Annotated in this window: 14 protein-coding genes; 11 read left to right on the forward strand and 3 right to left on the reverse strand. The window is 62.1% G+C overall.

Going from position 1 to position 18,001, the window contains the following annotated elements:
- Together R6G97_RS17305 and R6G97_RS17310 are read left to right on the forward strand one after the other, a co-directional pair.
- Positions 1–936 carry a lipid A biosynthesis lauroyl acyltransferase gene (locus R6G97_RS17305; RefSeq protein WP_043206646.1) on the forward strand — a complete coding sequence of 312 codons (936 nt, stop codon included), beginning with the start codon at positions 1–3 and terminating at the stop codon, positions 934–936.
- Between the two features lie 15 nt (positions 937–951).
- Entirely contained in the window at positions 952–2,109 is a 1,158-nt protein-coding gene (locus tag R6G97_RS17310) for a patatin-like phospholipase family protein (RefSeq protein ID WP_043206644.1), read from the forward strand.
- Positions 2,110–2,179: 70 nt separating this feature from the next.
- Here the strand turns inward: R6G97_RS17310 and R6G97_RS17315 are convergent, their stop codons facing one another.
- A complete protein-coding gene (locus R6G97_RS17315; RefSeq protein ID WP_371906668.1) occupies positions 2,180–2,914 on the reverse strand; it encodes an MlaA family lipoprotein in 735 nt (244 codons plus the stop codon).
- Between the two features lie 73 nt (positions 2,915–2,987).
- On the reverse strand, positions 2,988–4,286 hold the full coding sequence (locus R6G97_RS17320) for a serine/threonine protein kinase (RefSeq protein ID WP_317847266.1): 1,299 nt from the start codon (positions 4,284–4,286) through the stop codon (positions 2,988–2,990).
- A 224-nt stretch (positions 4,287–4,510) separates the two neighbouring features.
- Here R6G97_RS17320 and R6G97_RS17325 point away from each other — a divergent pair, with 224 nt between their 5' ends.
- Positions 4,511–4,876, forward strand: coding sequence for a hypothetical protein (locus R6G97_RS17325; RefSeq protein WP_043206640.1), 366 nt, complete (start codon positions 4,511–4,513; stop codon positions 4,874–4,876).
- A 67-nt stretch (positions 4,877–4,943) separates the two neighbouring features.
- Here the strand turns inward: R6G97_RS17325 and R6G97_RS17330 are convergent, their stop codons facing one another.
- Positions 4,944–6,506 (reverse strand): glycoside hydrolase family 17 protein, encoded by a 1,563-nt coding sequence (locus tag R6G97_RS17330; protein ID WP_182816182.1) that lies wholly within the window; start codon positions 6,504–6,506, stop codon positions 4,944–4,946.
- A 217-nt stretch (positions 6,507–6,723) separates the two neighbouring features.
- Between R6G97_RS17330 and R6G97_RS17335 the strand changes: the two genes are divergently transcribed.
- The 8 genes from R6G97_RS17335 to R6G97_RS17370 all read left to right on the forward strand — a co-directional run bounded on the left by R6G97_RS17335 (position 6,724) and on the right by R6G97_RS17370 (position 17,997).
- Entirely contained in the window at positions 6,724–7,584 is an 861-nt protein-coding gene (locus R6G97_RS17335; RefSeq protein WP_043206638.1) for a glycine betaine ABC transporter substrate-binding protein, read from the forward strand.
- 212 nt (positions 7,585–7,796) lie between these two features.
- Complete coding sequence (locus R6G97_RS17340; RefSeq protein WP_043206637.1) at positions 7,797–8,108, forward strand: DUF485 domain-containing protein; 312 nt, start codon at positions 7,797–7,799, stop codon at positions 8,106–8,108.
- On the forward strand, positions 8,105–9,769 hold the full coding sequence (locus R6G97_RS17345) for a cation acetate symporter (RefSeq protein ID WP_043206636.1): 1,665 nt from the start codon (positions 8,105–8,107) through the stop codon (positions 9,767–9,769). Before R6G97_RS17340 ends, R6G97_RS17345 begins: the two co-directional genes overlap by 4 nt.
- 393 nt (positions 9,770–10,162) lie before the next feature.
- Complete coding sequence (locus tag R6G97_RS17350; protein ID WP_043206634.1) at positions 10,163–10,786, forward strand: response regulator transcription factor; 624 nt, start codon at positions 10,163–10,165, stop codon at positions 10,784–10,786.
- Between the two features lie 11 nt (positions 10,787–10,797).
- Positions 10,798–13,986 carry a transporter substrate-binding domain-containing protein gene (locus tag R6G97_RS17355; protein ID WP_232092069.1) on the forward strand — a complete coding sequence of 1,063 codons (3,189 nt, stop codon included), beginning with the start codon at positions 10,798–10,800 and terminating at the stop codon, positions 13,984–13,986.
- Positions 13,987–14,117: 131 nt separating this feature from the next.
- Positions 14,118–14,600, forward strand: a complete 483-nt coding sequence (locus tag R6G97_RS17360; RefSeq protein WP_043206633.1) for a CS1 type fimbrial major subunit — start codon at positions 14,118–14,120, stop codon at positions 14,598–14,600.
- 98 nt (positions 14,601–14,698) lie between these two features.
- The gene (locus R6G97_RS17365; RefSeq protein ID WP_317847267.1) at positions 14,699–17,200 is read left to right on the forward strand and encodes a TcfC E-set like domain-containing protein; all 2,502 of its coding nucleotides are present in this window, start codon (positions 14,699–14,701) and stop codon (positions 17,198–17,200) included.
- A gap of 62 nt (positions 17,201–17,262) precedes the next feature.
- The gene (locus R6G97_RS17370; RefSeq protein WP_317847268.1) at positions 17,263–17,997 is read left to right on the forward strand and encodes a molecular chaperone; all 735 of its coding nucleotides are present in this window, start codon (positions 17,263–17,265) and stop codon (positions 17,995–17,997) included.
- Positions 17,998–18,001 lie beyond the last annotated feature (4 nt).

The following is an 18,001-nucleotide window of genomic DNA, read 5'->3' on the forward strand; positions in this document are numbered from 1 at the left end:
ATGGAACGCCCGCGTTTTCGTCCGTATTTTCTTCACCCACGATTTTGGGGCCTTTGGTTGGGCCTTGGCCTGCTGTGGCTGGTCGCCCAGTTGCCATACCGTGCCCTGTTGGCCTTGGGCCGTGCCTTGGGCGCGCTGATGTACCGGGTCGCCGGTGAGCGCCGGCGTATTGCCGCGCGCAACCTGGAGCTGTGTTTTCCGGAGCTGTCGCGCGACGAACGGCAACATCTGCTCAAGGAAAACTTCGCTTCGACCGGCATCGCCTTCTTCGAGATGGCCATGAGCTGGTGGTGGCCCAAGCCGCGTTTGGCACGCCTGGCCCATATCGAGGGCCTTGAGCACCTGCAGGCCGCCCAGCGGGAGGGGCAGGGTGCCATCCTGATGGCTGTGCATTTCACCACTTTGGAGATCGGCGCCGCCCTGCTGGGCCAGGCCCATACCATCGATGGCATGTACCGAGAGCACGGTAACCCGCTGTTCGACTACATCCAGCGCCGTGGTCGCGAGCGCCACAACCTCGATTCGCTGGCGGTGGAGCGCGACGATGTGCGCGGCATGCTCAAGCTGCTGCGCGGCGGCCGCGCCATCTGGTACGCGCCGGACCAGGACTACGGCGCCAAGCAGAGCATCTTCGTGCCGTTGTTCGGCATTCAGGCCGCAACCGTCACGGCGACCACCAAGTTCGCCCGCCTGGGCAAGGCCCGGGTGATCCCTTTCACCCAGAAGCGCCTGGAGGATGGCAGCGGCTATCGTTTGGTCGTTCACCCACCACTGGAGGACTTCCCCGGCGAGACCGAAGAGGCCGATTGCCTGCGTATCAACCAATGGGTCGAAGGTGTGCTGCGGGAGTGCCCGGAGCAGTACCTGTGGGCCCACCGGCGTTTCAAGTCGCGTCCGCCGGGAGAGCCGCGGCTTTATGACAAGAAAAAGCGCTGATCGCGAGTGACAACGATGGCGCCACTCCCCACCACAGGCCTGATTCTCTCCGGCGGCGGCGCCCGTGCTGCCTACCAGGTGGGGGTGCTGGCTGGTATCGCCGAGTTGCTGCCGCCGGGCGCGGCCAACCCGTTCCCCGTGATCGTCGGTACCTCGGCTGGCGCCATCAACGCCGTCACCCTGGCCAGCGGGGCTACGCGCTTCACCGAGGCGGTACAGCGGCTGACGACCTTCTGGCAGAACTTTCGCAGCCACCTTGTGCTGCGCAGCGACTGGCCCGGTGTCATCCGCCAGGCCAGCCGCTTCGTCAGCCACAATTTGTTGGGGGTCGGCGGTCAGGTCCCGGTGGCGCTGCTCGACAGCAGCCCCTTGCGGGGCCTGCTGCAATCACATCTGGATCTTGATGGAATCGGCCATTCCCTGGCTGCCGAGCAACTCAGGGCAGTGGCCATCACTGCCTTCGGCTATGAGTCCGGCCAGGCGGTGACGTTCTATCAGGGGCGCGGCACCATCGAGCCCTGGTTGCGCCATCGGCGCATTGGCGTCCCGACTTCCCTGACCATCGAGCACCTGTTGGCGAGCTCGGCGATTCCGTTGCTGTTCGCCCCGGTCAAGCTCGACGAGGAGTACTTCGGCGATGGCGCGGTGCGCCAGTCGGCGCCGATCAGCCCAGCGCTGCATCTTGGCGCCAGCCGGGTGCTGGTGGTAGGGGTCAGTGGCAACCCGCAGCGGCCTTCGGCACCGATGCCAAACCAGCGGGTATTCAGTGGCCAGCAGCCCAGCCTTGCGCAAATCGGCGCGCACATGCTCAACAGCACGTTCATCGACAGCCTCGAGGATGACATCGAGCTGCTCCAACGCCTGAACCACCTCAGCCACCTGCTGCCGGCACACCTCAATGCCCGGCGCCTGGGTCTGGCACCGATCGATGTGTTGGTGGTAGCGCCCAGTCAGCCGCTGGACGAAATCGCAGCGCGCCATCGCCGCGAACTGCCGGCGGCGCTGCGTCTGTTCCTGCGTGGGCCGGGGGCGACCCGTACCAGTGGCGCGGGGGTGTTGAGCTACTTGTTGTTCGAGGCCAGCTATTGCAGTGAACTGATCGAGCTTGGGCGTAAGGATGCTTTGGCCAAGCGGCGGGAACTGTGTCAATTCCTGGGGTTGAATCCGCCTTGATGCCGACGAGGGCCGCGCCCACCAGTTTCCTACGTGTGGGCGCGGGTTTGCCCGCGAAGGGGTGAAGGATCTACTCGGCGATCTGCAGCTTGCGTGCCTGGGTGTATACGTAGCGCACCTTCTCGTACTCGAAAGGTGAGTTCAGCTGCCCGTAGCGGAAGTTGGTGGTGTAGCGCTTGTCCACTGCCCGCAGCACAGTGATTTCCGGGTGATCGCTGCTGGCATCGGCAACATTGAGGAAGTTCGCCTCCCGTTCACCCACATAGTCCACCGCCAGCCCGGCAGTGTCGCGCAGGTTCGACGGCCCCAGGATCGGCAGCATGATGTAAGGCCCGTCAGGCACCCCATAGAACCCAAGGGTCTGGCCGAAGTCTTCGCTCTGGCGCGGCAGGCCCATCTTGGTCGCCGGATCCCACAATCCACCTACGCCTATGAGGGTGTTGAACATCAGACGTGCGGTGATCTCGGCCGAGCGCTTGGCCTTGAGTTGCAACAGACTGTTGAACAGGTTGGGCACATCGCCCAGGTTGTTGAAGAAGTTGCTTACCCCGGTGCGTACGAAGCGTGGAGTGACGTAGCGATAGCCGTCGACCACCGGCAGCATCACCCACTGGTCGAAGCGGTAGTTGAAGTGATACACGCGCCGGTTCATCGACTCCAGCGGGTCATAGACATTCAGCGCGGTCAGGGTGGAGCGTTCGAACTCGCGCTGGTCGAGCCCTGGGTTGAATTTCAGTTCGCGCAGCGGGTCGAGGAAGCCGTCGGGCTCGACGGTCGGGGAGTCGGCCTTGTCGGCTTCCACCACGCTGGTGCGGGGCGCTGTCTCGGCTGCCAGGGCGTTGCCGGCGACGAGCAGGGCGGTGACGAGCAGCAATTTGTTAACCACGGAAGAACTCCAGCATCGCATCGCTGTTGACGCGGTAGTTGAGGTTGCCGCAATGGCCGCCATGAGGGTAGAGCGTCAGGCGATCACCGAACACCTTGCGCAGGAAGCCGATATCGCCAGGGCCGAGGATGACGTCGTCGGCGTTGTGCATCACGGCGATCTTGGGGCTCTCCCGCAGGTAGTCGGCCAGTGCGTAGAGGCTCACCTGGTCGATCAGTTGCAGCACGCTGCCGCCATCGGTGCGGGCTCGCCACATCGGGATCACCTGCTCGGTGATGTAGCACTCGAAATCGCACTGCAGCGCACGCTTGAAGAACGGCGTGAGGCTGCTGCCTTCGGTGATCGGGAATTTCGGCGGAGTGATCAGACCACGGCGGTTGACCAAGTCGGAGGTGAAGGCGATGTCGGCCGCCGAGAAGCGGAACGAGGTGCCGATCAGCATGGCCATCTGCTCGTTGGACAAGTGTTGGCGCGACTTCTGGAAGTCGTAGAGTAGCGCCTCGTTGAGGTCGATGTAGCCCTTCTGCTGGAAGTACAGGGTGAGCTTTTCGAGCATCAGCTCATAGAACGTGGTGCTGCGATCGATGCCTTTGACCCGGGTTTGCACCAGCTTGTCCAGGTTGCTGACCGAGGTGTAGAGGTTGACCGGGGGGTTGAGCAGCAGCACCCGCTTGAAGTTGAAGCTGCGCCGGGTCTCGTCCAGGTGGCTGACGAAGGCTGCGTCGAGGGCTCCGAGGCTGTACCCGGTGAGGTAGAACTCGCTCACCGGCAGGCGCGGGTGTTGGGCACGCACGGCCTGCATGACGCGATACAGATCCTCGGCATCGTCCTTGCTCACGCCCGGCGTGGCAAAGCGCGAGGCAGCGCTCATGAAGTCCCAACTGGTGGGCGAGGACAGTTGCACCACATGGAAGCCCGCCTGGTAGAAGAGCTTTTTGAGGTATTCGTTGATGCTGCTGGAATAGGGCGCGCCGGTGCCGGCGATGAGGAAGATCAGCGGTGCTTCGTGATCCTGGCGGGCCAGACGGTACTTGAGCTTGCGCACGGGCCAGAAGTTGTCCGGCAGCGTGAAGGCTCGCTCCGGTCGCAGGTTGAGGCTGTAGTCGGATTGGCTGATGTCCTCGTCGTTGGGCAGCGTCGGGCGCTGCTCTGGCGGCGTGGTGGCGATGGTGGCCTCGAACGGATTGGTCAGCGGATAGCCATAGCTCGCGGCGTCGATATCCCGCGCCGAGGCGGCTGTGGCCAGGAGCAGGCCGCAGAGCGAGGCGACGAGCCACAAGGGTCGAAGCATGGGATCCCCCAAGAAAGTACGTAAGGCAAATCGCTACCTAGGACCATGATAGGCAGGGCAAAGTTGCCTGCCGCAGTGTTCTTTGTCGTGCCAGATGTTGCCGCGACAGTCTACGGCGCGGCAAACGGTCATCCTTGGAACATAGCCGTCATGCGCGGATTTTGCCTTGCAAGGTAGGCACGGGCGTTTATGCTGGCGTTTGTTTTCAACCCGTTGGAGTTCCCATGGCCCGCTCGTTGCCCATCGCCCTGTTCCTGCTGTTGCTGTCGGCGTGGCTGGCGGCCAGCTATGGAGTGCGTTACGGGCTGATGGAGGATGCCCGCTGGGTCGGGCTGTGCAGCGCGGCGCAGGGGTACTGGCAATGCCAGGCCCGCTCGTTGCTGGGATTGGGCATCCATCATCAGGTACTGGCCTGGGGCGCGCTGGGTATTTCGCTGCTGGCGCAGTGGGTGCCGGGGCGGGGCGGGTGGGGGCTGGCGGTGCTGGGGCTGTTGTTCGGGATTCCTGCTTTGGTGTTGTATACCGCGAGCATTGCAGTATTCGCGGTGGTGCTGGCGGGGTTGCGGTTGGTTCGGCAGCCTGCGAACTAGACCCGGGATTTTGTTCGTGGGTAAACCCGCTCCCGTACGAATCACCGCGGGCGTTGCGGGAGCGGGTTTACCGTGAAGGCACCTCTTGGTTTTTGCGCAGACTGCGCCACAACGCTGCGACCATCGCCGCGCTGACAACCGCCCAGCCCCACGCCTGGACATTGTTCACTCCTTCGATGAACAACTGCGGTGCGATCCCGGCCCCTACAATGAGCGCCAGCAACGCGATCTCAGCCCTGGGCGCCGCCACGGGGCGCGCCAGGTAGACCACTGCCGGCAGCACCAGTGCCGCCGTTGGGAAGCTGCGATAACGCGGGTCGAACACCATCGCCAGCATGCTCACCGCCGCCGCGAAACCCGCCGCCAGCAGCCACCATCGGGCGTGACGTTCCAGCCAGGCGAACAGACGCTCGCGCCAGCCGCCGCGAGCGGCCAGTGCCAGCGCGCCATGGGCCAGCACTACCAGGTTGAGCCCGGCCAGCCATCCTGCCCACACCCACTCGCCGGTGAAGCGTGCGTTCGTGCGCACCAGCTCGCCCCACAACCCCAGGCTTGCCGCGCCCAGCGCGGCCAGCAGCGGCAGCAGCGTGGCCGCGTGCCGATTGCCAGGTCGTCCAGCCAGCAGCAAGGTGGCCGCAAACAGCAGCACACCTGCCAGCCACCACTGCGGCCAGTACGGCAGGTTGCTCACCGGTCCTTCGAGCACGCCCTTATCCTGACGGTCGGCGTCGTACAGCCCCCAGTAACCGCCAACTGCTCCCTCGCTGGCGCGCTTCCAGGGCTGGTCAAAGGCTTCGATCAGGTTGTAGCGCCAACCGTGGGCTTCGGCCAATGCAACGAAACCACGGATGAAGCGTGCTTCGTTGGCTCGGCTTGGTATGGCGGTTTCACGCTGGCGCCCTTCGCTGGGCCAGCCGGTCTCGCCGATGAGAATGTCCTTGGGGGCAAAGCGTGCGCCGAACTGTCGGCGCACATCGGCCACATGGGCCAAGGCATCGTCGATGCCGCGGGGGTCGTCCTCCCAGTAGGGCAGCAGGTGGATGGTGAGAAAATCCACCTCCGGTGCAATCTGCGGATGCTGCAGCCAGAATTCCCAGACGTCGGCATAGGTCACCGGTACCTTCACCTGGCTTTTGACCCGAGCGATCAAGCCAGCCAGGCGGTCGCCGGTCACTTCCTTGCGCAGTAATGCCTCGTTACCAACGATCACGGCGCTGACCACATCCGGATTGGCGTTGGCCGAGGCAATCAGCGCGTCGACTTCCTTATCGGTGTCCACCGGGTTGGCATTGACCCAGGCGCCAAGCATCACCTTCAGCCCATGTTTGCGCGCCAGGCCCGGAATGGCCTCGAGACCGGTCATCGAGTAGGTGCGGATGCACTCAAATCGCTCGGCCAGCAGCGCAAGGTCCGCGTCCATGCGGGCCGGACGCAAGCGGAAGGGTTGGTCGAACGGCGACTGGTCCTTGTCGAACGGCGTATAGGAGGCGCACTGCAATTTGTGCGTAGGGCTGGCCGCATCGGGCAGGTGCACAGGCTTGCCAAGCCCGTACCAGAGCGACCCGAGCCCGATCAGGGCGAACAAGCAGGCGATCAGGTAGAGGGGCAGAAGGCGTGTGCTGCTGGGCATCGGGCGGTCCGTCGTCAGGTGCAAAGGGCTAGATGATAGCCGCAAACGCTCTAGATCAAGCATTCACCATGCAAGGATCACGCAGGGCGCATGATGGCTCAGTGATTGATGGCGATTTGCTGTCGTTTATCGGTCGGTAAAGGTCGTGCTCAGAGCAGGTCGGCTATGGTGTGAGGATGATGATGCAACTTCCGAGACCTGACGAGGGGATGCTTTGATGGCTACGTTTACAAAAATGCGACGTTTCCTGGGTGTGGGGACAGCCCTGGTTTTGGCCGTGAGCGCTGCACAGGCAATGGCCAAAGAAGTAAGCATAGGTTACGTGGATGGTTGGTCCGACAGTGTGGCAACCACCTATGTGGCCGCCGAAGTGATCAAGCAGAAACTCGGTTATGACGTGGACCTCAAACCCGTCGCCACCGGCATCATGTGGCAGGGTGTGGCCACCGGTAAGCTCGACGCCATGCTGTCGGCCTGGCTGCCGGTCACCCATGGGGAATACTGGGGCAAGAACAAGGACAAGGTGGTCGACTACGGCCCTAATTTCAAGGATGCCAAGATCGGCCTGATCGTGCCGGAGTACGTCAAGGCTGCCAGCATTGCCGACCTCAAGACCGATGAAAGCTTCAAGCACAAGATCGTTGGCATCGACGCCGGTTCCGGCGTGATGCTCAAGACCGACCAGGCCATCAAGGACTACGCCCTGGACGGTTACAAACTGCAGGCCAGCTCCGGCGCGGCGATGACTGCCGAACTGGGCCGCGCCTACGCCAAGCAGCAATCCATTGCCGTGACCGGCTGGGTGCCGCACTGGATGTTCGCCAAATGGAAACTCAAGTTCCTTGAAGATCCGAAAGGTGTGTACGGTGCCGCCGAAACCGTCAACAGCATCGGCAGCAAGGAACTGGCGACCAAGGCGCCAGAAGTGGCCGAGTTCCTGAAGAACTTCCACTGGCAGTCCAAGGATGAGATCGGCGAGGTCATGCTGGCCATCCAGGAAGGTGCCAAGCCCGATGCCGCGGCCAAGGATTGGGTTGCCAAGCACCCAGAGCGCGTGAAGGAGTGGACCGGCAAGTAATCAGACTCTGTAGTCGACTCTGCTGTTTTCGCGGGTAAACCCGCTCCTACAGGTATTGCACAGGCCTGTATGAGCGGGTTTACCCGCGAATTTGTTACGCAATCTGTAAAACACCGTTGCATCTAAGACTAAGGTCGTCTGGTTGGTGTCCATCGGCAGAATAAAGTAAGGGCGGGTTCTCCCTTATTTGCGTTGCTGCTAGGACAAAAACAATGAACGACAGCATCTACCAATCGATACAGAACAGTCCGCGCTTCAAGGAACTGGTCACCAAGCGCGAGCGTTTCGCCTGGATTCTTTCGGCGATCATGCTCGGTCTCTACTGCGGCTTCATCCTCCTCATCGCCTATGGCCCGCAGATCCTGGGCTCCAAACTCAGCCCTGACTCGTCGATCACCTGGGGCATTCCCTTGGGCGTCGGCCTGATCGTTGCGGCATTTGTCCTGACCGCTATCTACGTGCGCCGCGCCAATGGCGAATTCGATGAGCTGAACAAAGAGATCCTCAAGGAGGCGCAACAATGATCCGCCAAGCCAAAGCCCTGGCCGTCCTGGCCTGCGGCGCTTTCGCACCCGCCGTGTGGGCCGCCGATGCCCTGACCGGCGAGGTGCACAAGCAGCCGCTCAACGTCTCGGCGATCGCGATGTTCGTCGCCTTCGTCGCCTTTACCCTGGGTATTACCTACTGGGCCTCCAAGCGCAACAAGTCGGCCTCGGACTACTATGCCGCGGGCGGTCGCATCACGGGCTTCCAGAACGGCCTGGCGATTGCCGGTGACTACATGTCGGCAGCCTCCTTCCTGGGGATTTCCGCGCTGGTGTTCACCTCCGGCTATGACGGCCTGATCTACTCGATCGGCTTTTTGGTCGGCTGGCCGATCATCCTGTTCCTGATTGCCGAACGCCTGCGCAACCTGGGCAAGTACACCTTCGCCGACGTGGCTTCCTATCGCCTCGGGCAGAAGGAAATCCGCACGCTGTCGGCTTCCGGTTCTCTGGTGGTCGTGGCGTTCTACCTGATCGCCCAGATGGTCGGTGCCGGTAAGCTGATCCAGCTACTGTTCGGCCTGGACTACCACGTCGCGGTGATTCTGGTGGGTATCCTGATGTGCCTGTATGTGCTGTTCGGCGGCATGCTGGCCACTACCTGGGTACAGATCATCAAGGCCGTGCTGCTGCTCTCCGGCGCAAGCTTCATGGCGCTGATGGTGATGAAGCACGTAGGCTTTGACTTCAATACCCTGTTCTCCGAGGCGATCAAGGTCCACGCCAAGGGTGAGGCGATCATGAGCCCGGGCGGCCTGGTCAAGGACCCGATCTCGGCGTTCTCCCTGGGTCTGGCGCTGATGTTCGGCACTGCCGGCCTGCCGCACATCCTGATGCGCTTCTTCACCGTCAGCGACGCCAAGGAAGCGCGCAAGAGCGTGCTCTACGCCACCGGTTTCATCGGTTACTTCTACATCCTGACCTTCATCATCGGCTTCGGCGCGATCCTGCTGGTGAGCACCAACCCGGACTTCAAGGACGCTGCTGGCGCCCTGATCGGCGGCAACAACATGGCGGCGGTGCACCTGGCCAATGCCGTAGGCGGCAGCGTGTTCCTGGGCTTCATCTCCGCAGTGGCCTTCGCCACCATCCTGGCGGTAGTGGCGGGTCTGACCTTGGCCGGCGCCTCGGCGGTGTCCCATGACCTGTACGCCAGCGTATGGCGCAAGGGCAAGGCCAACGACAAGGACGAGATCCGTGTGTCGAAGATCACCACCATCGCCCTGGGCGTACTGGCGATCGGCCTGGGCATCCTGTTCGAGAACCAGAACATCGCCTTCATGGTGGGCCTGGCCTTCTCCATCGCCGCCAGCTGCAACTTCCCTGTGTTGCTGCTCTCGATGTACTGGAAGAAGCTGACCACCCGCGGCGCCATGATCGGTGGTTGGATGGGCCTGGTCAGCGCGGTCGGCTTGATGATCCTTGGCCCAACCATCTGGGTGCAAATCCTCGGCCATGAAAAAGCCATCTACCCGTACGAGTACCCGGCGCTGTTCTCCATGCTCATCGCCTTTGCCGGTATCTGGTTCTTCTCGGTGACCGACAAGTCCAAGGCTGCCGAAGACGAGCGCGCGCTGTTCTTCCCGCAGTTCGTCCGTTCGCAGACCGGTCTGGGGGCCAGTGGCGCGGTTTCCCACTAAGGTCTTGCTTCTGCCAATGACGCCCCGCCAGTCGGGGCGTTTTTATTGGCTATGAGAAATTTCACAATCCCATAGGACGTTTCGCAGTTTCATTGGGACCAGTCTCGTTAAAAAGGTAAGCCAGATTGCCCACACTTCCCGCTTCGACCCCGTACTTCCGGCAAGGCCGATTGACGACCTCATGGGGCGCTTTTACACGTTGAAGCCCGTTGCATGACTGATGCTTGGATGTAGGTTTCGTCTGACACGCCAAGCGGATGTTTCCTATTACGTTTGGGAGGTGTCCGACTATTCATATGCGTCAATCAGCGAACAATAGATCCAGTGATAGTCAATTGGCCACTATCGGACTTCTGCAAAGGCCAACTGCTGATTTGTAAAGGATGACACTCCATGAAAGTTGTGATCGTGGACGACCACCCCTTCATCCGTTCCAGTGTGAGCATGCAGCTTCGCCAGGATAGGCTCGAGGTGGTCGGCCAGGCAGACAACGGCGTCGATGCCGTGCGCCTGGTGCGCGAGCATATGCCGGATCTGGTGGTGCTGGATCTTGTGCTGCCCGACATGGACGGCCTGCAGGTTCTGCTCCGGATTCGGGACATGCCACAGCCACCGAAGGTCTTGGTGCTGACTTCGCACCTGGCCGACTATTTTTCCTTGCGATGTATGCGGGCAGGGGCGTCGGGATTTTTGTCCAAGAGCGACAATCTCGATGAGCTGAGCAAGGCCGTGCTGGCCTTGCGCTCTGGGTACAGTTATTTCCCGGATGTGTCGTACAGCTCCGTCAACCACAAGGACATGATCACCACCGAAGCTCAACGCATCGCTGCGCTCAGCGACCGTGAAGTGATCATTTTCCAGTACTTGGCGCGTGGCATGAGCAACAAGGTCATTGGTGAATTGATGCTGATCAGCAACAAAACGGTCAGTACCTACAAGACACGTTTGCTGGAAAAACTCAGGGTGAGCTCGTTGATCGAGCTGGCCGACCTCGCTCGCCGCAATCAGCTCATCTAGAACATTTCTCCGTGCCCTTACGTCTTTTACTGACGGCGTTGCTGTATTGCATCGCCGTCTCCGTCGCCCATGGTGCTCCACAACTCAACACGCATCCCTTTTCCGAAGGTGCGCGGCCGGACCTGGACAATCGACAGCTTCGTTGGTTGTGGGAGCGCCGCACCTTGCGCCTTGGGGTGATCGATCGAGAGAACCCGCCGTTCGAAATTCTGGGCACAGGCTTGTCTTTCGAAGGTATCACCGCCGACTACGCCAGCCTGTTGGCTGCACAGTTGCGGCTACAGGTGAAGGTCAAGGTGTACACGTCCTTGGACGGTGCAATCAAAGGCTTGCGCGAGGGGGATATCGACCTGCTTGGCTCGATGACACTGGAACAGGCCAAGGCCCAGGGCTTGCGGCTGTCCCGCCCTTATGTCAGCGATGCGCCCACCTTGTTGGCGCCGAGCGTGCGTGCGCCCCTGGACACCACACAGGCTGTGCGGCTGGCAATGGTCGACGGCTACCGTGCACCGGATCAGGTGGAGGCGGCCTTTCCCCAGGCCCAACTGCAAACCTTTCCTTCGCCGGCGAGCGCCTTGGCCGCGCTGTCGCTTGGCCAGGCGGACCTTTACCTGGGCAGCGCGCTGGGTGTGCGCTATGTGCTGGGGCGCAATGAGTCTGGTGGCTTCGAGGAGGTTGGGCGTGCCAGTCTGCCTGAGCAGATGCTCGGCTTTGCCATGGCCGAGGGCGCCAGTCCGTTGGCGGATCTGATCGATATCGCTCTGGACAGCCTCTCGGTGTCCCAGCGCCTTGAGGTGAGCAAGCGCTGGCGGCCCACGTTGATCGACAGTCACCATCCCGAGCCTCTGCAATTGAGTGTCGCCGAGCAACTCTGGCTGCGCGACAACCCGCGCGTGACGGTATTGGCCGATGAGCATCTGGTGCCGTTGAGCTATCACGACGCCAACGGCAACTGGCGAGGCATGAGCCTGGACATCCTGCAGTTGATCGAGCGTCGTACCGGTTTGCAGTTCGATGTTCGGCCTGGCGGTACCATCGAGCGAATGATCGATCAACTGCGCCAGGGGCAGGCGCAGTTGATCGCCGGCTTGCCCGATAGCCCCGGACGGCGCCGATATTTGAGCTTCAGTCGTGCCTACCTGAGTGCACCGCGGGTATTGGTGACGCGCGATGAACCCCAGGCGCCGACAGCGCTTGCGCAGTTGCAGGGGCAGCGGTTGGCGCTGGTCCAGGGCAGCGCTGTGCAGGACGAACTGCGACAGCACCATCCGAAGCTTCGTCAGTTGAACGTCGCAACCCCTTTGGACGCGCTGCACGCCGTGGCCAAAGGCAAGGCCGCCGCTGCCGTGCTGTCACTTGACGACGCCCGGCCGCTGATCATCCGCTGGTACCCGGGACGCTTGAAGATCGGCGCTAGCCTGGCACTGCCGCCTGTGCATTTCGCCTTGGCGAGCCTTCGCGGCGCGACAGAGCTGCAAGGCATCATCAACAAGGCCATGTTCAGCCTGGCACCACAGGAAATCGACGCGCTGGTGCGCCGCTGGCGCAACCCCATGATCGTCGCCGACGGCAACTGGCCGCGTTACCGGGCCAAGGTGATGGCAGGCTTTGCCGTGATCGTCGTATTGCTGGCCATGGCATTGCTGTGGGTGCGTTATCTGCGGCGCCTGCACCTGCAACTACGGGGTGCCAAGCAGGACGCCGAGCAAGCCAACCAGGCCAAGACCCACTTCCTGGCCACCATGAGCCATGAAATCCGCACGCCCTTGCATGCGGTGCAGGGCATGCTCGAACTGGCCCAGCGCAAGGCGGCCCAAGGGGTACTCGATCGGCTGGCCATCGAGGTTGCCAGCGATGCGGCACGCGGCCTGCTGGAGCTGATCGGCGACATACTCGATATCACGCGTATCGAGTCCGGGCACCTGCAACTGGTGCTTGAGCGGGTTCGATTGGATGAGCAGGTTGCCCGGGTCGTGCAGCTTTTTGCCCAACAGGCCAAGGGTAAAGGGCTGGAGTTGCTCCTGGACACGCAAGGTCCGGTCGATACGCAGGTGATGCTCGATCCGCTGCGGTTCAAGCAAGTGCTGGCGAATCTGTTGAGCAATGCGGTCAAGTTCACGGCCCAAGGGCATGTGCGGGTGTGGGTGCGGGCCTTGCAGGATGAAACGAGGCTGCTGGTCGAGGTGCATGTCGAGGACACCGGTATCGGCATCGATGCAGCAGAGCTGGATGCGCTCGGCCAGCCTTTCCGCCAGGCCAGCAATCAGCGTCAATCGGCCCGCTGTAGCGCCGGCCTTGGCCTGGGTATCAGCCGCAGCCTCTGCCAGATGATGGGCGGCGACCTCAAGTTGCATAGCGTCCTGGGGCAGGGAACGCGCGTGGAACTGAACCTTGACCTGGCGCTGGCACCTGAGCGTGAGCAGGCCCTGCCCGCCAATGCGCCTCCGGACCTGGCGGGGGAACTGCGCTTGCGGGTACTGGTGGTCGATGATTATCCGGCCAATCGCCTGCTGTTGGCCCAGCAACTGGACTTTCTCGGTCACCATGCCCGGGTGGCCGAGGATGGCTCGCAAGCACTGCGTTTGTGGCTCAAGGAGCACTTCGATGTGGTGATCAGCGACTGCAACATGCCGCAGCTCAACGGCTATGCCTTGGCCCGAGCCATTCGCGAACATGAGCGTCGCAGCGGCAGGTCGCGCTGTCGCTTGATCGGCCTGACGGCCAGCGCCATGACGCGCGAGCGCCGGCGGTGTCGTGCCGTGGGCATGGATGATTGCCTGTTCAAGCCCCTCGGCCTGGATAGCCTGCAACGGGCACTGGCCGATGGCATGCGCCAGCAAAACGCAGAGCAGCCCATGCTCGACCTCGAACACCTGCAGCGTCTGGTCAACCGGGACCAGGCTGCGCTCAAGGCCTTGCTGGGTGACCTGCGCAGCAGTAACCGAGAAGACCTGCAGCGCCTGGAGGCTGTGGGCAACGATGCGTCGGCGTTGGCGGAGCTGGCCCATCGCGTGAAGGGCGGGGCGAGAATCGCCCGGGCTGATCGACTGTACGACCGCTGCGAACAGCTCGAGCGCAGTTGTGCGGCGCAACCGCTGGATGTCGAGCGCCTGCGCAGCGATGTCCAGGCGCTACGCCGAATGATGATGCAACTGGAGCATCAATTGGCAAGGATGCCAACCCACGGTTTTCCAGGCTGAGTGCCGTCTGAAATTTCCACAGTACGCTCGGAGCGGTCCTGCATATACACGTACAGCGCATGTCGATAATTCACTCCGTCAGCGGCGAATTGCCGAGATGACATTTGAGATTTTTCAAGGAGATGAATGGAATGAAAGCGCGTTTTCTGGCTATCCCTTTTCTGGCGCTGGCGGCAGGTTCGGTGACAGCCGCCGAGACGATCGAGAAGCAGGTCCAGGTCGTTGCCCAGGTACCGACCGAGAAGTTCTATGTCGAGCCAGTCGGCAACTGGATGGACGATCCGCAAGCGCTTACCTGGAACCCGCAGCGTGAGGACTTCAGCGAAATTCGTCGTCAGTTCCAGGCCAAGAGCACCATCGGTCCAGTGACCGCCTTCCTGCTCAACCAGCCAGAGGTCGTCAGCGGTATCGACAAATTCGGCCTGAACGTCACCCTGGCTGGCAAGGCGCTGGGTCTTACGCCTGTTCCGCTGTTGACCAAGGAGCAGGCCGCTGCCGGCACCACCATGGATTTCGTGGTCAGCGCGGTGAAACCAGCCGGTGGATACAAGGCAGGCTCCTACCAGGGCATGGTCAACATGATGTTCGAAAGCGAAGCTCCAGGCGGCGCCTGATCCCTCTCTGCGGCACACCGCACTCCCTCTTCATTGCCTCCCTCCGCTGCTCGATGCTCTTCGAGTGGCAGGGGTAGGCTTTGCCTGCGGAAAGAGTCATGTTCCATTTCATTGCACTTCACCGTTGTCTGCGCGGTTGGTTGGTCTGTAGCACCTGCCTGATGCCCTTGCAGACCTGGGCCGAATCTCAGGTCCCACCTTCGGTGGTTCGCCAGTTCGATGGGTTGCCGCGCGAGTTCGAGGCGCATTTTTTCGACGTGCCGCTGGCGGTTCGCGTCGAGCTCGATGGGCGCTACCTGGGCGACGCCATGGTGATCCTGACCCGCGACGAACGCGTGCAACTGCTCGAGTTCACCGATACCCAGGAAAGCCGGGAGTCGCCTGTGGTCCGGCGTCAATGGCAGGAGCGTCTGCAGGCCGGGCGCCTGCTCGGAGACTGCACCCGCAACTGCCCAGATGGATTGCAGGCCATCCATTACAGCCTGGCCAACTCCCAGCTCTCGCTGGTCACGGCCAATGCCGAAAACAATGCGCAACAGTTGCGCTATCACAAGATGCCCGAAGGCGGCAGCATGGGCTTGCTGGTGCGTAACCAGCTCAACCTTGTCCATGATGGTGACGACACCACCGGCCGCGTCGCCTTCCAGAGCCAAGGCAGTCTGGGCAACTGGACCGCGGTCGCCGATGCCCAGGCCGACCGTGTCAGCCAAAGCCAGGCGGGCACACGCTATCGCATGGACCAGCTCTATGCCGAGCGTCTGCTCGAACAGAATTTCTTCCGCCTGGGTTACTTCACCCCGGGCGCCCAGGGCCTGACGCGTCAGCCCACGTTACTGGGTAACGCGCCCGATACCACGCTCGGGGTGATGTTCGGCAGCAGTGACAGTCTGCTGATCGACAACGGCCAGCCCAGCTCCACGCCGATCTATGTCACGCCCAATCGCCAGGGGATCGTCGAGATTTACCGCAACGGCGTGCTGATCAACAGCCAGCCGGTACAGCCGGGTCTGCAAACCCTCGATACCCGCGTTTTGCCTGGTGGCATCTACGAGGTGGAAGTGCGTCTGCTCGAAGACGGTCAGGAGACCTCGCGTACCGAGGCGTTCATCTACAAGCCTTCCAATTGGCGCAACCCAGAAAGCCGCTGGCGCTACAACGCCTACCTGGGGCAGCAAACCAGCCTGTTGAACAACTGGGGCTATGAACGTCAGGACAGCTTCGGCGCCGGCGTCATGAGCAATTACCTGCTGCATCCGCGTGCGGTGCTTGGTCTGTCCGCTCAGCGAGTGGACGAGGCGCTGCAGTACGGCACCTCGCTGGACTGGGATGTCCTGGAACGGCTGAAACTCTATGGCAACGTCAATTACACCGAGGATCGTGGCACGGGCTACGACATGCAGCTCATCCAGTCCTACGCCCAAGGCTCTATGGTCCTCAGTCACAGTCAGTCGTGGGTCGAGACCGGCCGCACCCATCGAGGCGAGGCGTCCCGGCAGGAGCAACGCAGTCAGTCGAGCCTGTCGCTCAGCCACCGGGTCACCCAGCGCAGCAGTGCCACCTTGCGTCTGTCCCACAGCTCAGGTTCGGCCAGTGGTACGGGCATCGACTTGGGCTGGGCGTTCTTCGGGAAGATGTTGGGCTCGGAAACCAACTGGCGTCTTTCGGTGTTCGACCGCCCCGGTACCGCCAGCAGCGGCGATGCGCGCAGCCGTGGCGTCAACCTGACGCTGAGCATGAACCTGGGCGGGCCAGGCAAGCGTATCGCTGCCAGCCTGGGCAGCCGTACTTCCCGTGATGGACGCAGCGACCAGCACGCGTCGATCTCCTATCAGCAGGATGTGGACGCAGGCCCTGTGCAAAGCCTGGGCATCAGCACGACGGTCGACCGCTACGGCAGCGGTTTCGGCGGCAATGCCCAACTGCAAAGCGACAGCCTGTACGGGGATGCATATGCGCAAACCTCGACCCTCAACAATAAGCTCAGCGCCGGCCTGAACCTGCAGAGCATCACGGCCTTCGGTGGCGGCAAGATGGCCATGAGCGGCCAGTATCTGACACATGAGGCGGGTCTGATCGTGGATGTGGACTCCGATGTCGATGGCCTGAAACTGCGCGCCGATGACCAGCAGGGCAGCAGCGCCAATTTGCGTCCAGGTCGCAACATCATCCCAGTCACGGCGTTCAAGTCAGGTCATGTGCAGTTCGATTTCGACGGTGACGATGCTCCGGCTGCTGTCATTCAGCCGTCGAGCCTGGACTATCACCTCAACCGGGGGGGCGTGGAGTACCGCCAGTTGCATGTGATGCGAACGGTCACGGTGCTTGGCAGGCTGCTCGACGAGAAAGGCCAACCCATGCGTGGCGCGCATGTCATCAACCATGCCAGCCGCGGTGTCAGTGAAGTCGATGGGTTCTTCTCGGTGGAAATGAGCCATTCCACGCCGACTTTGGAAATTCGCCAGGCCGGTGCGGTGAGCTGCCTGCTCAGCTTGCCGGTGAGCAGCTTGAAGCGTGAAGGGGATGTGCTGCTGGCGGGCGACCAAGTGTGCCGCACCAGCAGTCTGGCCGATCGAGGCAACGCACCCAAAGGTGATTCATGAGATGCGGCCTGCGGTATCGAGGCCGCAGGCCAAGGATGTGCTTAGCAAATCGGAGGTTGAAAATGCACGGGTTCAAATCGCTGTGTCTGGCGCTGTTGTTGGTACCACTGGTGGCCAAGGCAGGCCCCGAGCTCAACGTCGGCGGTCTTTACGACTACCTGGACGATGGCAAGAGCACCCTGCTCAAACGTATCTACAACGGCGGGGACGCCACGGCCTTCGTAAAGGTCAGCGTCGCCGAGCTGGTCTACGGGGCAGACGGGGTGCCAAAGGAAGTGGACCTGGAGCAACTGCCTTTGGAGCAGCGCGGCGTGATCGCCAGCCCCGCACGACTGATCGTGCCGGCGCGCGGCATGCAGGCCGTGCGCCTGCTGTATCGCGGTGAGCGCGACAAGGAGCGCTACTTCCGCCTGCGCTTCGTGCCTGTGCTGCCGGAAAAGAACGATGGCTTCGCCATCAGCGAGGAAGAGGCCAAACAGTACAGCGATACCCTCAAGGCCGGCGTTCAATTGCTGGCAGGCTATGGCACTTTGCTGTTCGTTCGCCCACAAGGCGCGCACTTTCGCACGCCCAAGCATCGGGAGGGCGCGGACTTCGTGGTGGCCAACCAGGGCAACAGTACGGTGGTGCTGGACAACTTCCGACATTGCGTTAGAAACGGCACCGAATGCGTTGCAGGCACCAAGCATCACCTCTTGCCCGGTGTGACGCGCAAGTTCCCCGAGCAGCCAGGGCGTGAGTATCGCTTCGAGTTGCTCGAAGGAGGGCAGCGCCAGGAACTGGCGTTCAAAGACTGAAACG

Source organism: Pseudomonas sp. HTZ2, from assembly GCF_033173945.1.
Taxonomy (GTDB): Bacteria; Pseudomonadota; Gammaproteobacteria; order Pseudomonadales; family Pseudomonadaceae; genus Aquipseudomonas; species Aquipseudomonas guariconensis.

Excerpts from the sequence above, each read along its gene's own strand:
- R6G97_RS17335 (WP_043206638.1), top strand. The coding sequence starts at position 6,724 with ATGGCTACGTTTACAAAAATGCGACGTTTCCTGGGTGTGGGGACAGCC.
- R6G97_RS17325 (WP_043206640.1), top strand. The coding sequence starts at position 4,511 with ATGGCCCGCTCGTTGCCCATCGCCCTGTTCCTGCTGTTGCTGTCGGCG.
- R6G97_RS17330 (WP_182816182.1), bottom strand. The coding sequence starts at position 6,506 with ATGCCCAGCAGCACACGCCTTCTGCCCCTCTACCTGATCGCCTGCTTG.
- R6G97_RS17305 (WP_043206646.1), top strand. The coding sequence starts at position 1 with ATGGAACGCCCGCGTTTTCGTCCGTATTTTCTTCACCCACGATTTTGG.
- R6G97_RS17345 (WP_043206636.1), top strand. The coding sequence starts at position 8,105 with ATGATCCGCCAAGCCAAAGCCCTGGCCGTCCTGGCCTGCGGCGCTTTC.
- R6G97_RS17360 (WP_043206633.1), top strand. The coding sequence starts at position 14,118 with ATGAAAGCGCGTTTTCTGGCTATCCCTTTTCTGGCGCTGGCGGCAGGT.
- R6G97_RS17310 (WP_043206644.1), top strand. The coding sequence starts at position 952 with ATGGCGCCACTCCCCACCACAGGCCTGATTCTCTCCGGCGGCGGCGCC.
- R6G97_RS17365 (WP_317847267.1), top strand. The coding sequence starts at position 14,699 with ATGTTCCATTTCATTGCACTTCACCGTTGTCTGCGCGGTTGGTTGGTC.
- R6G97_RS17320 (WP_317847266.1), bottom strand. The coding sequence starts at position 4,286 with ATGCTTCGACCCTTGTGGCTCGTCGCCTCGCTCTGCGGCCTGCTCCTG.
- R6G97_RS17350 (WP_043206634.1), top strand. The coding sequence starts at position 10,163 with ATGAAAGTTGTGATCGTGGACGACCACCCCTTCATCCGTTCCAGTGTG.
- R6G97_RS17370 (WP_317847268.1), top strand. The coding sequence starts at position 17,263 with ATGCACGGGTTCAAATCGCTGTGTCTGGCGCTGTTGTTGGTACCACTG.
- R6G97_RS17340 (WP_043206637.1), top strand. The coding sequence starts at position 7,797 with ATGAACGACAGCATCTACCAATCGATACAGAACAGTCCGCGCTTCAAG.